The organism is Plantactinospora sp. WMMB782 (genome assembly GCF_049179135.1).
Lineage (GTDB): Bacteria > Actinomycetota > Actinomycetes > Mycobacteriales > Micromonosporaceae > Plantactinospora.
In genome coordinates this window covers 3969213-3981480 of sequence record NZ_JBMHMC010000007.1, presented here as the reverse complement: position 1 = coordinate 3981480, position 12268 = coordinate 3969213, and the positions used below count along the sequence as shown (strand labels likewise).

Annotated in this window: 12 protein-coding genes; 2 read left to right on the top strand and 10 right to left on the bottom strand. The window is 74.2% G+C overall.

What is annotated here, in order from left to right:
• Positions 1–26: 26 nt before the first annotated feature.
• The 10 genes from ACN28A_RS20245 to ACN28A_RS20200 all read right to left on the bottom strand — a co-directional run bounded on the left by ACN28A_RS20245 (position 27) and on the right by ACN28A_RS20200 (position 11182).
• The gene (locus tag ACN28A_RS20245; RefSeq protein ID WP_421397090.1) at positions 27–683 is read right to left on the bottom strand and encodes a response regulator; all 657 of its coding nucleotides are present in this window, start codon (positions 681–683) and stop codon (positions 27–29) included.
• A complete protein-coding gene (locus ACN28A_RS20240; RefSeq protein WP_421397088.1) occupies positions 647–2575 on the bottom strand; it encodes a sensor domain-containing protein in 1929 nt (642 codons plus the stop codon). The genes ACN28A_RS20245 and ACN28A_RS20240 overlap by 37 nt, the downstream gene beginning before the upstream one ends.
• Positions 2576–2747: 172 nt before the next feature.
• Positions 2748–4412 (bottom strand): molybdopterin-dependent oxidoreductase, encoded by a 1665-nt coding sequence (locus ACN28A_RS20235; protein ID WP_421397087.1) that lies wholly within the window; start codon positions 4410–4412, stop codon positions 2748–2750.
• A 61-nt stretch (positions 4413–4473) separates the two neighbouring features.
• Entirely contained in the window at positions 4474–5100 is a 627-nt protein-coding gene (locus ACN28A_RS20230; RefSeq protein ID WP_421397086.1) for a fasciclin domain-containing protein, read from the bottom strand.
• Between the two features lie 131 nt (positions 5101–5231).
• Entirely contained in the window at positions 5232–5372 is a 141-nt protein-coding gene (locus ACN28A_RS20225; protein ID WP_421397085.1) for a DUF4383 domain-containing protein, read from the bottom strand.
• An 80-nt stretch (positions 5373–5452) separates the two neighbouring features.
• Positions 5453–6190 carry an anti-sigma factor gene (locus ACN28A_RS20220; protein WP_421397083.1) on the bottom strand — a complete coding sequence of 246 codons (738 nt, stop codon included), beginning with the start codon at positions 6188–6190 and terminating at the stop codon, positions 5453–5455.
• The gene (sigK, locus tag ACN28A_RS20215) at positions 6190–6798 is read right to left on the bottom strand and encodes an ECF RNA polymerase sigma factor SigK (RefSeq protein ID WP_421404533.1); all 609 of its coding nucleotides are present in this window, start codon (positions 6796–6798) and stop codon (positions 6190–6192) included. The genes ACN28A_RS20220 and sigK overlap by 1 nt, the downstream gene beginning before the upstream one ends.
• A 233-nt stretch (positions 6799–7031) precedes the next feature.
• Positions 7032–7937, bottom strand: coding sequence for a Gfo/Idh/MocA family protein (locus ACN28A_RS20210; protein WP_421397082.1), 906 nt, complete (start codon positions 7935–7937; stop codon positions 7032–7034).
• Between the two features lie 72 nt (positions 7938–8009).
• Positions 8010–8741 (bottom strand): hypothetical protein, encoded by a 732-nt coding sequence (locus tag ACN28A_RS20205; protein WP_421397081.1) that lies wholly within the window; start codon positions 8739–8741, stop codon positions 8010–8012.
• A 104-nt stretch (positions 8742–8845) separates the two neighbouring features.
• Positions 8846–11182: a HelD family protein gene (locus ACN28A_RS20200; RefSeq protein ID WP_421397080.1), complete on the bottom strand. Its 2337-nt coding sequence runs from the start codon at positions 11180–11182 to the stop codon at positions 8846–8848.
• A 259-nt stretch (positions 11183–11441) separates the two neighbouring features.
• On the opposite strand from ACN28A_RS20200, the gene ACN28A_RS20195 reads away from it, so the two are divergent.
• Entirely contained in the window at positions 11442–11807 is a 366-nt protein-coding gene (locus tag ACN28A_RS20195) for a hypothetical protein (RefSeq protein WP_278058771.1), read from the top strand.
• Positions 11800–12246 carry a hypothetical protein gene (locus tag ACN28A_RS20190; protein ID WP_421397077.1) on the top strand — a complete coding sequence of 149 codons (447 nt, stop codon included), beginning with the start codon at positions 11800–11802 and terminating at the stop codon, positions 12244–12246. The genes ACN28A_RS20195 and ACN28A_RS20190 overlap by 8 nt, the downstream gene beginning before the upstream one ends.
• Positions 12247–12268 lie beyond the last annotated feature (22 nt).

Here is a 12268-nt window from a genome sequence, read left to right as displayed (position 1 = left end):
CGGCCCGGTCGCGACCGAACCGGACGTCAACCGCCGGCAGCGCCGTCCAGGTATGCCAGGACGGCCAGCACCCGGCGGTTGTCGTCGTCCGAGGGTGCCAGGTCGAGCTTGCCGAAGATGCTGGCGGTGTGCTTGCCGACCGCACTCTCGCTGAGGAAGAGCCGCTGCCCGATGGCGCTGTTGGAGCGCCCCTCCGCCATCAGCTCCAGCACCTCCCGCTCCCGGGCGGTCAGCCGGGCCATCGGCGCGTCCCGGCTGCTCCTTGCCAGCAGCTTGGCGATCACGTCCGGGTCCATCGCCGTACCGCCGCCGGCCACCCGGCGCACCGCGTCGACGAACTGCTCCGCGTTGAAGACCCGGTCCTTGAGCAGGTAGCCGATCCCGCCGGTGCCGTCGGCCAGCAGCTCCCGGGCGTAGAGCTGCTCGACGTGCTGGGAGAGCACCAGCACCGGCAACCCGGGTACCTTCCGGCGGGCGGCGAGCGCGGCCTGCAGCCCCTCGTCGGTCTGGGTCGGCGGCAGGCGTACGTCCACCACCGCCACGTCGGGGCGCAGCTCCAGCAACGCCGCCAGCAGCTCCGGACCGGTCTCCACCGCCGCCACCACCTCGAAGCCGTGCGCGGTGAGCATCCGGGCCAGGCCGTCCCTCAGGAGATAGAGGTCCTCGGCGAGGACAACGCGCACGGCACCTCCAGGGTCACCGTCGTCGGGCCGCCCGGTGGACTGCTCAGGTCGACGACGCCGTCGAATGTACCGAGCCGGCGGGCGATGCCGCGCAGCCCACTGCCCCGGGCCTCGTCCGCGCCGCCCCGCCCGTCGTCGGCCACCACGATCCGCAGCCGGCCGTCGACGTACCCGAGCTGCACGGTGATCCGGTCGGCGCGGGCGTGCTTGACCGCGTTGGTCAGCAGTTCGCTCACCGCGAAGTAGGCCGCCGACTCGATCGGCTGCTCCAGCCGGCCCGGCAGCGCGACGGTCACCTCGGTCCGGACCGGGATGTCCAGGGCCAGCGCCCGGACGGCGTCGGCGAGCCCGCGTTCGGCGAGTACCGGGGGATGGATTCCCCGGACCAGGTCGCGCAGCTCGTCGAGTGCCTTCGCCGACGCCTGCCGCGCCTCGGCCAGCAGCGCCCTGGCCGCCTGCGGATCCCGGTCCATCAGGTACTCGATGTTGCCGAGGTTGATGCCCATCGCGACCAGCCTGGCCTGGGCGCCGTCGTGCAGGTCGCGTTCGATCCGGCGCAGCTCGGCGGCCTGGCTCTCGGTGGCGTCGGCCCGGGTCTCGGTCAGCCGCTGGACCCGCGACGCCAGCCGGGCCCCGGCGGTCGGGGCCAGCAGCAGCGCCACCCACCGGCCGTTGGACCGGAGCACCACCGGACCGGCCAGCAGGCCGAGCGCGACCAGGGCCAGCCCGACCGGGATCGCCGCCGCGTCGTAGCCGGCGACCGAGGCGTACCAGTCGCCGCCCTCGTCCGGCACCAACCCGACGGTCATCCAGAACCGGGGCAGGGCCAGGCCGAAGATGCCGTAGCCGATCGCCGCCAGCGGTGCGGCCAGGGCCAACCCGCCGACCACCGGGTCGAGCAGCAGGAAGCCGAGATCCCGCCAGTTCGCCGGATCGCGGACGAGCGAGCGCAGCCGCTCGTGGTACGCCGCCCACCGGGCCGTCCGGTAGAGGTTGTTCCCCACCTGGTAGCGGCCGTCCGGCCGGGGCTGCGGCACCCCGGGCCGGGGCCGGTACGGCGTGGCCACCTCGACCCCGCTCCACCGCCCGGCCAGCTTCCGACGCAGCTCCGGCAGGCAGCGCTGGTTCTCCAGCATCGGCGGCAGCACCACGACGGCACCGAGCCCGTAGGCCAGTACCAGGCCGATCACGGAGGCGGCGGCCAGCGGCAGGGCGAGCAGGCTCAGCCCGAGCAGCGCGGCCAGGCGCAGCAGCAGGAGGAGCTGCCGGCCGTACCAGATCCGGAGCCGGCCGGGCTGCCGCTGCTCCGGCCCCAGCCACCAGTGGGTCCAGCGCCGGTGGGTGGCGAGCAGGCAGGGGGCGACCGCCAGCCCGGCGGCGGCGACGGCGAGCCCGGCCGGCAGGGCCCACCAGTGCCGTCCGGCGTTGCCGAGCGCGTACCAGGCGCCGGCGGCGAGCAGCGCGACCGGAAGACCGCCGAGCAGCGTACCGACCACCGGGGTGGTGATCATCCAGCCCAGGTCGCGGTAGCTGGCCGGGTCGCCGAGCACCCAGTCCAGCCAACGGAGGAAGGCGGGCACCCAGGGCCGCCGGTAGAGCCGGTTGTCGTGCGGGTAGCGCCCGCTCTCCTCCGGTCGCGGCGGTTCGGGCCGGGGCCGGTACGGCGACCCGATCGGTGCGCCGCCGGCGCCGGCCAGCCGCCGGACCAGGTTGGTCAGGTACCGCCCGGCCAGGATCGGCAGCGGCACCAGGAAGACCAGCCCGAGCCCGAACCCCGGCACGAAGAAGACCAGGTGCACCAGGAGCAGCACCGCCCCGGCCAGCCCCAGCCCGGCCAGCGCCGCTCCGTGCAGCAGGGCGAGACCGCTGGTGCGAAGCGCTCTGGTTGCCATGCGCCCCAGTCTGACCAGTCCCGTCCGGCGGCGATACTGCCGAAACCCGCCGACCCGGGGTGGGGCTAGCCACACCGTCGACCGGTGCCCCGCTCGATTCCCGGGCCCTGCCCCATTTCCGTGCCCTGTCCTATTCCCGGCACTTTCGGCCGGCCGGGCACGGACGGGACGTTCAGCCGACCGTCACCGAGACGGTGTGCCAGCCCGTCGCGCCGGACGGGAACGGGGTGGCCCGTTGCCCGGTCTGCACCTCGCCCCGGCCGTCGACCGCCCGTACCCGTAGGATGTGTGCCCCGGTGGACGCACGCCACTCGTACCGCCACTGCACCCAGGTGTCGGCGGACGGGACCGGGGCCAGGCTCGCCGGCTGCCACCGCCCGTCGTCGACCTGCACCTCGACCGCCCGGATTCCGCGCCGCTGCGCCCAGGCCACCCCGGCCACCCGCACCGGGCCGGCTGACAGCCGGGCGAACGGTGCGGGACGGTCGATTCGGGAGGCCGTTTTCACCGGTGCCCTCGCCGCCCAGCCCCGCCGTACCCAGTACGCGTCGAAGTCGTCGAACGTCGACAGCTCCAGCTCGGTCAACCACTTGCAGGCGCCGGCGTAGCCGTACAGGCCGGGGGTGAGCATCCGGACCGGGAAACCGTGGTCGTGCGGCAGCGGCTCGCCGTTCATCCCGACCGCGAGCATCGCGTCCCGGCCGTCCAGCACTGTCTCGACGGGTGTGCCGATAGTCATCCCCTCGACGGACCGGGCCACCACCTGGTCGGCGCCGGCCTGGATGCCGGCTTCCCGCAGCAGCGGCGCGAGGAGTACGCCGAGCCAGCGGGCCGTGCCGACGTACGGGCCGCCGACCTCGCCCGAGACGCAGTTGAGCGTGATGTCCCGCTCGACCAGCTCGCGCCGGAGCAGGTCGGTGAAGCGCAACTCGACCGGCCGGTCGACCCGGCCTCGGATCCGCAGTCGCCAATCGTCGACCTCGAGGCGGGGCACCGTCAGGGCGGTGTCGACGCGATAGAACTCAGCGTTCGGGGTGTGAAAGCCCGGCTGTACGCCGGCCGGCAGCGGGCCGGCCGGTCGGGCCGCTGCCGGAAGCCGTACGGTCTGCCTCGACCGCGCGGCGTCCCGGTTCCTGATCTGCGTCAGCAGGTAGCCGGCGGCGCCGGTGAGCACGGTTCCGCCGGCCACGACAGTCGCGGCCCGGACGAAGTTCCGTCGGGTCGACCCCGCGCCTCCGGGCTCGGGTTCGGGCGCGGCGACATCCGGCGCCGGCGGGGAAACCGGCTCGGCTCCGCCGGGACCGGACGCCCCCTCGGTCGTCCGGTCCGCTCCGGCCCCGAACGGCGGCGGACCGGACCGGACCGCCCCGACCGCGCGGCGCGGCAGTTGGTGCAGCACGATCGCGGCGACCATGGCGCCTGTGGCGGAGGGCAGCAGGTCGGCGGGGCCGGCCGCCGGCCGGGTCAGTGCGGCAACGGCGCCGACCAACCCGAACAACACGGCGCCGGCCACTCCGACGATCGGGCGCCGCGCCGCCAGCAGCCCGGTGAGTACGGCGAACGCGGCGAGCAGCAGCCCGATCCCGCCGAGTAGCACCGGCTTGTCGTACGTGCCGAAGGTCCGGACCGCGAACTCCTTCAGCGGGGTGGGTGCCGCGTCGACGACGGCGGACCCGACCGCGACCAGTGGACCGGCCTGCGGCCGGGTGGCGGCGGCGACGAGTTGCGCCACCGCCACCCCGGCGGCCCCGCCGAGCAGTCCGGCGAGACCTCGACCGAACGGCTGCCCCAGACGTCCACGGCTCCGGGCCGGTTCGGCCCCGCGCGGCGCTGCCATTGCTCTCTCCTCCCTCGGGAACGAGAACCGCCGAGCCCATCGGCAGCCCGGGGCGTCGGGGTCAGGACGGCGGCATCAGGACGGAGTCGACCAGGTACACCACCGCGTTCGCGGTCTGGACGTTGCCGCAGACCACGGTCGCCTCCGGGCCGACCTTGAAGTCGGTGCCGGAGCCGGTCACGGTGACGGTGCCGCCCTGCAGCGTCTTGTGCGAGCCGGCGAGCTGTGCCGGGGCGAGCTTGCCCGGCACCACGTGGTAGGTGAGCACCCCGGCGAGCATCTTCTTGTCGGCCATCACCTTGTTCAGGTCGGCCTCGGGAATCTTCTCGAACGCGTCGTTGGTGGGCGCGAAGACGGTGACGTCGTCGGCGCTGTTGAGCGAGTCGACCAGATCCGCCTCTTTGACCGCACTGACCAGTGTGGAGAGCATCGGGTTGCCGCTGGCGGCGGTGGCCACCGGCACCTTCGCCATCGCCTCGAAGCTGCCCGGGTTCGTCGCGTCGGTCGGCACGGCGGCACAGCCGGGGCCGAACTCGCCGTCCATCATCGCCGGTGCGCTGGTCGCCATCGGCGGCGCACTGGTCGCCGGGGCGCTGCCCGCCTCGTCCGCCGGGTCGCCGCCGCAGGCGCCGAGCGCCAGGACGCAGGCCGTGGCCACCATCACCGGCGCGAAAGTCTTGGTACGCATGATAGGAAGTCCCCTTCATTTCATCTCATGGCTGACTACTAGTGATTCGTCACCGCATCTCATCCGGATTGGTCCGGCTCCGAAATTCCTCGGGAAGACGCCCGGAACTCAGCCGGAAGCGTGCTCGGAACTCAACTAGCCGTGCGGTCGGCACCGAAGCCGATCGCCGTGAGGACCAGGCCCAACCCGAGGTGCAGCAGGTTGTCGGCGCCGTTCAGCGCGACGATGTTCGCGGCCTTACCGATCACGAAGAGTCCGGCGGCGAAGAGCACTCCCTGTTGTGGTGGTGGTCGCCGCCGCTACGGCGACCTCACCAGGGATTCGGAGCCGACCCGCCGACAGATGGGTCCGGTCAGGTGATCGGCACCTCGGCCACGGTCGGCAGGGTCGGCTGCGTCGAACCCGTCGCCGGCTCCACCGTCAGGCCCAGCCCGTCGGCACCGCGTACCCCGGTGATCAGCCTGGTGGCGCTGGCGGCGTCGGCGGCCAGTACGCCCGCGTCGGCCGGCTGCCCGCCGCGCAGCAGCCACAACTGGTAGGCCCGGTCCGGTCCGGGTGCCGGAGCGCCGCCGAGCAGCACCACACCGGCGTCCAGACTCTCCGAGGTCACCAGGCTGATCCGCCCGCCTCCGGTCACGGCGCCGCCGTGCAGCACCGCGTCCGGAGCGGCCAGCACCGAGCGGATCCGTTCGGCCTCGGCCCGGGCCGCCTCGGCGACCGTCCGCTGCTCGCGTACCCGCTGCTCCTGAAGGGTGTAGCCGAGCGCGCCGGCGCCGGCGGCCAGGATGCCGGCGGCGACCGCCGCTGCCGTCCAGCGGCGCCACCGCGACAGGGCCGGCGAACCCTCCGGGTCGGCGCGGCCCGGCCGGAGTTGCCGGGTACGCCGGACCCGGTCCAGCACCTCGGCCCGCATCCCGGGCGGCGGCACCGACCAGGTCGGCCCGGCCAGCCGGGCGACGGTCTCCCGCAGTTCGGCCACCTCGACCGCGCAGGTGTCACAGCCGGCCAGGTGCCGGGCGAAGGCGGCCCGCTCGATGTCGTTCACCGCGTCCAGGACGTAGGCGCCGACCAGCGCGTGGATGTCGGTCATCAGCGAGTCACCTCCACACCCAGGCAGTCGCGCAGCCGGATCAGGCCGTCCCGCATCCTGGTCTTGACCGTCGGCAGCGAGGTTTCCAGCAGCCGGGCAACCTCGGGGTACGTGTGCCCGCCGTAGTAGGCAATGGTGATTGCCTGCCGCTGCAACTCGGTGAGCCCGTCCAGGCAGCGCCGGACCTGCTGCTGTTCCAGCCTGGTCGTGGCCGTCTCCACCACGTCGTCGTACGGGGTCTGCCCGCTCGCGACGGCGAGCCTGGCGGCCCGGTCCACCCTGGCCTGCTCGGTGCGGACCCGGTCGACGGCCCGGCGGTGTGCGATGGTGAACATCCAGGCGGTCGCCGAGCCCCGGGCCGGATCGAACCGGCCGGCGGTACGCCAGATTTCGACAAGCACCTCCTGGGCCACCTCCTCGGCCTGGGCCGGATCGCGCAGCACCCGCCGGACCAGGCCGAACACCCGGGGCGCGACGATCTCGTAGAGCTGGCCGAAGGCCGCCTCGTCGCCCCGGGCGACGGCCCGCAGCAGGCGTTCCGGTTCGCTGGCGCCGTCGGTCGGTACGGTCCGGCCCGGCTCGCCGGCCCGTTGTGTCGGCACCGCCATGAGCCGTTCGGGCCGGAGCCGACGCGGCTGCCCGGCCCCCTCGGTCGGATCCGACCGGTCGGCTCCCGGGTCACCCGGTTTCATGGTCGACAACCTCCCGTCCGGTGCCGGCATGGCACAGACGTTATTCGGCGCCACCGGCCCGCCGGATGGGTCCAACCTGCGACCACTTCCGGCCGCACCGGCCCCGTCGTCCGCGCGTTCGCGGGCCGCTGGGCCGGGCGGGTCGGCCCTCAGGATGGCAGGGTGACCGTGCGGCCCTGGTCGCGAGCGGTCTCGGCTGCGGCGAGCACCGCGACCACCTGCCGGCCGAACCGGACGTCGCACTGCTGGTCGCGGCTGCCGCTGTCGACCTCCGTGCAGAGCTGCTCGATCGCCAGCCGGAGCGCGTCGACCGGGGCGGCGTCCCGGTCCGGCACCACGCCGATCCCGTCCTCGCCGTGGAAGGCGTACCCGACTGCGGCCGAGGCGGGCGGCGCGTCCAGGGCCAGCGACAGGGTGCTGGTCGCCGCCTCGCCGTGCGCCAGCGTCAGGTGCACGCTGTTCCGGGGCCCGCCCATCGCGGCAACCTGGGTCACCGGGCCGAGCACCGGCAGGACCAGGGAGAGCGCGTGCGGGCCGACATCCCAGAGCGCGCCGTGCTCGCGTCGCCAGGCCGATCCGCCGTACGGGTTGCCGGGCTGGAAGATCGACGCGTAGTGCACTCCCCGGGCGCCGTGCCAGCCACCGGTGGCAGCCGCGCTGGCCAGGAAGGTGGCGATGGCCGGCTGGAAGCGGTTGGTGAAGAAGACCACCGAGGCGATCCCGCTCTGCGCGGCGGCCGACACGACCCGGTCGGCGTCCGGCAGGGTCAGTGCCAGCGGCTTGTCCAGCAGCAGGTGCCGGCCGGCGGTGGCGGCCCGGACCGCCAGGTCGGCCTGCACGTCGGGCGGCAGCGCCACCGAGACCGCCTGCACGTCCTCGATCAGCGCGTCGGCGTCGGAGTAGGCCGGCACGCCGTACCGCTCGGCGAGCGCGCCCGCCTTGACCGGGTCCCGGCCCCAGACCCCGGCAAGCCGGGCCCGGGGATGCCCGGCGAGCGCGGCGGCGTGCACCTCGGTGGCCCAGACACCGGTGCCGAACAGTCCGAACGTGAGCACGGGGATCCCCCTCTTGATGCACTCCGAGCAGGAAATTCTTCCTAACACATTCGGCCGGCCCAGGGATGTGAGCTAACGTGCCCCCGGTCGACGCCGCCGGGGCCGGCCGCCGTGCCGCTGGCTGAACCGCTGGACGGTGTCGTACGCCTCCCGCACCTCGGCCATCGACCGGTCCGCCTCGGTACGCAGCTCCCAGGCGGCGGCCTCGGCGACCGCGACCTCCTGCTCGGCGCGCCGGGCCAGCGCGGCGGACCGGTCGTACGCCCGCCGCGCCTCGGCCAACCGCAACCAGACCAGGTCGAGCTGCCGTTCCCGCTCCTCCTGGATCGGCACCCAGTTCCCGCTGCGCCGGAACACCTCGCGCAGCTGCGTCAGTGACAGGTCGCCGCGGCGGTACGCCGCCAGCGCCGCCCGGGACACCGCACGTTCCCGCTCCGGGTCCGGCTCAGCGTCGGCGACCGGTGCTCCGACCGTGCTCGCCTCCCGGGCGGCGAGCACCGTCCGCCACACCCGGTCGTACTCCCGCTCCGCCGCCTCCTGGTCGGCCCAGGCCGCGTCCCGGCACCGCTCGGCCTCCACCAGCGCCACCCGGGCCGCGGTGGCCACGGCGGCGGCGCGGCCGGCGTCGGTCTGCACGGCCATCGCGTACGCCTCCAGCTCGGCCACGGCGGCACGCAGCCGGGTCAGATCGGGGCGGGGGCCTCTCGGCCGGTCCGCCAACACGGCGAGCAGGAGCAACGAGAACAGCACCAGTCCACCGGCGATCAGCAACGCGGAGCGCGCGTCGATGCCGGACAGGTCCACGCGGTGGGGCTCCCGGTGAGGTGGCGGTGCGGGGCGGCCCAATCATAGAAGACACTGATCGTCCAGCCATGATCGCCCGGTGCCTCCGCACCCGCCGGCCGGCCTCAGTCGCGCAGCGCCTCCGGCAACGGCTCGCGGTGCAGCACCACCAGTCCCGCGACGGCCCGGGTCAGCGCCACGTAGAGCCGGTTTCCGCCCCGGGGTTCGGCGGCCACGATCTCGGCCGGTTCGACAACGACCACGTGGTCGTACTCCAGACCCTTGCACAGGCTGGCCGGCACCACGGCGACGGATGGCAGGTCGGCGAGCCCGGCAGCGAGTTCGTCGGCCGTGTCGTCGGCGGCGATGACCGCCACCGTGGCGTCGGGCGGAGCCTGCCGGGCCGCTGCCCGGACGGCGGCCGGCAGGTCGTCCACCTGCCGCACCGACAGGCTGCCGCCGGCCCGGTACGACCGGGTCGGCGCGATGCCGGGGGCGAGCATCCGGGCCGCGTACTCGGCGACGAGCCGGGGCACCCGGTAGCCGGTGTTCAGCTCCAGCGTCCGTACCTCGCGTTTGCCGAGCCGGGCGAGCAGTTCCGGCCAGGAGTCGGTGGCCAGCGGATGGGTCGCCTGGCCGAGGTCGCCGACAACCGTCATCGAGGCGTACTCGGCCCGGCGGGCGATCATCCGGCACTCCATCGGCGACAGGTCCTGTGCCTCGTCCAGGATCACGTGCAGGTAGGGGTCGTCACCGGACGGCTCGTCGTCGGGTTCCGCCACCGGCAGTGGCTCGGCCAGCAGTGGCACGTAGCCCTCCTCCCCGTGCGGGTCGAAGCCGTCGGTCCAGCCGACCACCCGGTGACCTTCCCGCAGGATCACCGCCTCGGCCCAGCGCTGGGCGGCGCCGGTGGCGTCGTTGTCGATCCCCGGCCCGGCCAGCGCCATCGGGGTCGGCAGGCCCGGCGCGTACAGCTCCCAGCCCTCGCGCAGGCCGCAGCTCAGCACGAAGGTCCGCACGGTCCGCGCACCGACGCCCAGCTCGCGTAGCTGCCACTCCGGCTCCGGTGCCTTCGGCGCGGGCGGCGGCTCGCCGAGCAGTTGGGCCAGCTCGTCGAGCAGCGGCACGTCGTCCACGGACCAGTCGTCCACGGACCAGTCGTCCACGGACCGGTCGTCCACGGACCGGTCGTCCGGCCGGCGTCGGTAGGAGGCGGCCAGCAGCTCGGCGGCCCGGTCGTCGTCCAGCCCGACCACCCGGGCGGGATCGGCGAGCCAGCCGAGTACGGCCGTCGGGGTCAGCACCGGCCACCAGGCCCGGAGGAACCGGTGGAACTCGCCGCGGTCCCCGACGTCCTCGGTGAAGAGGTCCCGGTCCAGGTGACCGCCGTGCACCCGGTCCCAGAGCGCGTCCAGCAGGGTCGCGGCGGCGGCCCGGCGGGCGGCGTTCGGCAGTGTGCCGGTCTCCGCGCAGCGGTTCCGTACCCGGGCGCGGGCGGCGGTCAGGTCGGCTCCGTGCAGGGTGAGCACCTGCCCGGCGTAGACGATCCGGAGCCGCTCCGGTGCGCTCGGCGGGGTCTGCCAGACCAGCTCGGCCAGCACGTTCCGGACCCGCTCGTCACCCTTGACCCGGGCCACCTCGGCCCGATCCCGCCGGGTGGCGGCCACCCCGTCGACGAGTTCGCCGATGGCTCGCAGGTGCACGCTCTCCTCGCCGAGCGAGGGCAGTACCCGGCCGATGTAGTTGGTGAAGACGGTCGACGGACCCACCACCAGGATCCGGCCGTCGGTGAACCGGCCCCGGTCGGTGTAGAGCAGGTACGCCGCCCGGTGCAGCGCCACCTGGGTCTTGCCGGTACCCGGCCCGCCGGTGATCAGGGTGACGCCCCGGGCGGGTGCCCGGATCGCCTCGTCCTGCTCCCGCTGGATGGTGGTGACGATGTCCCGCATGTGCGGGCCACGGGAGCGGCGCAGCGCGGCCAGCAGTGCCCCCTCGCCGAGTACCCGCAGGTCCTCCGCCGCGTCCGGGGAGAGTACGTCGTCGTCGAGGTCGACCACCTCCGCGCCCCGGCAGATGATCACCCGACGGCGTACCACCCCGAGCGGTTCACCCGGGGTGGCCCGGTAGAACGGCGCGGCGGCCGGTGCCCGCCAGTCGACGAGCAGCGGTTCGATGCCCTCGCGTACGCCGAGCCGCCCGATCCGGTAGGTCTCGCCGTCGTCGAAGTCGAGCCTCCCGAAGACGAGTCCCTCGGCCTCGGCGTCGAGCGCCCGCAGCCGGGTGGCGGCTCGGTGCGCCATCGCGTCCCGTTCGACGAGCCCGGTGAGCGGGCCGGCTGCCGCCCGCTGCCGTCCCTCGTCGGCGACGGCGGCGGCCTGCTCCCGCAGTACGTCGAGTCGCGCGTAGACCCGGTCGACGACCCGTTGCTCGGCGGCGATCTCCTGGGTTCTGGCGTCGGACACAGTGCTCCCCCGGATGCGTCTGCGAAGTGACTCCGGCGAGCATATGTACCGGTCAGGGCCGAGAAATCATCATTCGCGCCGACGCGAGGGACTTGCCACGCCCGTAAAATGAAGATGGCGGCCCGGAACGAGCCCCGCCCGGAACGAGCCCCGTCCCGGCGCCCTACTACGTGGGTTAGTAGACTGCCCGGGTGAGTCGAGACCGGTTCCGCGCCGCCGCGTCGCCGCCGCGCACCGGCATCCGCCCCGGTGCCCGCCGATGAACGACTTCCTGGTCGCCTCCTCGATCGTGCTGTCGCTCGTACTCGCCGGCTGGAGCCTGGTGACGACGATGCGCAACCGGCCGCCGGACGTCTCGCACCTCGCCGGCCTGGCCGTGCTGGAGCTGGTGCTGCTCGCGCTCGCCGCCACCGCGGTGGCCGCCTGGATCGGCGGCGAGCAGCCCGCCGAGGCCGGCACCTTCGCCGGCTACCTGGTCACCCTGGTCTGCCTGCCGCCGCTGGCCGGCGTGCTGGCCCGGATGGAGCCGACCCGCTGGGGTTCGGTGATCGTCACCGTCGTCTGCCTGGTGGTCCCGGTGGTAGTGCTCCGGCTGCAACAGACCTGGCAGCTGCCCGGTGGCTGAGCCGACGACCTCCGACCCGGCCACCCCGACCGGTCCCGGACCGGCGCCCCGGCGGGTCAACAGCGGCCCGGGGCGGGCGCTGGTCGCCGTCTACCTGCTCTTCGCCATCGCGGCGAGCTGCCGGGCCGGGGTGCAGATAATCACGAAGTTCGACGAGGCGCCGCTTGCCTACCTGCTCTCCGCGCTCGCCGCCGTGATCTACATCGTGGCGACCGTCGGGCTGGCGAAGGGCGACCGGGCCGGCCGGCGTACCGCCCTGGTCTGCTGCACCGTGGAACTCGTCGGGGTGCTCGGGGTCGGTGCGTTGAGCCTGTTCGACCCGGCCCTCTTCCCGGACGACACCGTCTGGTCGGACTTCGGTGGCGGCTACGGCTACGTCCCGCTGGTGCTGCCGGTGCTCGGCCTGCTCTGGCTGGGCCGCACCCGCTCCGCCACCTGAGCGGGCCCGACCGCCCTGACCG